This window comes from Porticoccus sp. GXU_MW_L64 (assembly GCF_052983295.1).
This window is the reverse complement of sequence record NZ_JBRKJK010000037.1, coordinates 1-2202: the sequence shown is the minus strand read 5'-3', so window position 1 is coordinate 2202 and position 2202 is coordinate 1. Positions and strand designations below refer to the sequence as shown.

The following is a 2202-nucleotide window of genomic DNA, read 5'->3' as shown; positions in this document are numbered from 1 at the left end:
GTCGGGTAAGCCGACAGTATTGCTACTGCCGGCTCCCCTAAGAACCGTACGTGCAAGTTTCCCTGCATACGGCTCAAGCCTTTCAAAGGCCGAGTAATCAACCCGGCAACAAGACCGATCCGATCATTAAAATACTGGGACTCGATAACGCCAATGAACCTTGCTGTTACGCCGACGAGCTTCTCGGTCAGAGAAGTAGTCTTTGTAACTGGGGTCATAGGGTGTAGCAGCCCCTACTATTTTAATGTGCCGTTTAATAGGAGTATGGGCAGCCTTTGCCAGTGCAACGGGTCGCGACCCGAGTTGACTGTCTGGTACTACGCCTTGAAACACCCACTGGTCAAGCCTGCGACTGGTGTAATACCGCTGTCTAATCCAGTGCACACGCTTTTTCCGGTGTCTGCGTTTCGCCCATTCCCACAACGTTACAGCGATGTGGTGATCCATATAGCTAAACGCTCTCTTGGCAGCAACATGGCGATAGTAATTCGCCCACCCTTGTATCTTTGGGTTGAGTTCTCGAATCAAATCACCTGTTTTTGCCGCCCTTCGCGTCTTGATAGTTTCCCGGATATGATTCAGCATGCCGTGTAGATTTTGCTTGGCAGGCTTTATCAATAGCTTCCCGTTGTACTTGCGTACGTTGAAACCCAGAAAGTCGAACCCTTTATCAATGTGCGTGATTAAGGTTTTCTCTTCTGACAGCTCAAGGCCGCGCACCTTGAGGAAGTCTATAACCGCAGGTTTCACTTTGTTTTCCAGTATCTCTCGCGAGATTCCGGTTATGACAAAGTCATCCGCGTAAGACACCACGTGCACTTTGCTCCCACGTCCGGTGACTTTGGCAACCGCAGCCTCTAATCCCCGAAGTGTGAGCACCATCAGAGCAGGAGAGATAATCCCCCCTTGTGGTGTGCCTTCCTCTGTTCGGTGGTAAACGTTTTCTTCCATGTAGCCCGATTTCAGCCACTGCCGCAGTATCTTCGAGTCCATGGGTATATTGGCCAAAAGCCAGTCATGCCCAATCTTGTCGAAGCACGCTTTTATATCCCCTTCCAACACCCATCTGGATGAGTGTTTACGCGACAGTGCAATAAAGCATTGCTCAATAGCGTCGGCAGCACTGCGCTTGGGCCTGAACCCATAAGCGTTGGCATCAGCCAAGGTTTCCGAGACGGGTTCCAGGGCAAGCAGATGAAGCGCCTGCATTGCCCGGTCAGTCATCGTCGGTATACCCAGTGGCCGTTGTTTGCCATTGCGCTTGGGAATATAAATGCGTCTCAACGGCTGTGCCCGATAGCCCCGGCGATTGATTGCCAGAGCTGCTTGGGCTTTCTGCTTTGCAGTCGTCCATGTCACACCATCAACGCCAGCCGTTCTGGCGCCTCGGTTTTCCGTCACTCGTTTCACAGCCAGTAACTTGGCAGCTAACGAGTGGGTCAGAAGCCATTGCAAGGATTTAACCTTGCCGTGCCTTCCTTCCCTTGTCGCCTTTGCAATACGCACTTGCAGCCGTTTGACGCGCTGTTCCAAGGGTTGCCAGTTAATGGCATCCCAAGCTAAACGCGCAGAGGGCGCACCAGTCACGGATAAATCCGACGCTGTCATTTGCATTCCCTCATAAAATCGGTTCTCCAAACTATCTTGCAAAGAAAGACCCGTCGGACGTGGGCTCACTTTCGTGCCGGGTAACGTTGAAACCCGTATCTGCACCGTTACAGCACAGCATTCGCTTTTTCCGACATCCTATTCCCGCACCGCCATCAGCTTCCCTTGCGGGTTGCTTTCCCCAATGGGGAGCGATACGAGGTTCCCACGTTCCGTGTATAGAGTATGTTGGGTTAGGTGCCTGCTCAGGACCGGGAAATACTGTTGACTGCGAAGTGCCACCTTGAAATGGCCTTTCCGATTTCCTTGCCCGTTTGGGCCAAGCGTTACAACCACTTTCGCTTGTTGTTCCTCACGATCTTTATCGCAGATTCACATATGTTCACCTTACCAACTATCAAGCCCTCACCCGGTTATGTGGTTACCAGGAAGGTGCGCCCCTCACGGTTTGCACCCCGCACACACTGTGTGCTTAGGAGCCTTGTCCGGGCAGCTCTTTATTCATGCCCGTAGATTCATCCAGCAGTATGGGTGGTCACCGACTTAAACCATTCCGTGGTGACAACTCTAAATACACGACTTCGTGTCGCACTC

1 protein-coding gene is annotated in these 2202 nt (G+C 52.0%); it reads right to left on the bottom strand.

Features of this window, described 5'->3' with window-relative positions:
* Nucleotides 1-126 precede the first annotated feature (126 nt).
* Nucleotides 127-1650, bottom strand: coding sequence for a group II intron reverse transcriptase/maturase (gene ltrA, locus ACVBEJ_RS14490; RefSeq protein ID WP_447130347.1), 1524 nt, complete (start codon nt 1648-1650; stop codon nt 127-129).
* Nucleotides 1651-2202 lie beyond the last annotated feature (552 nt).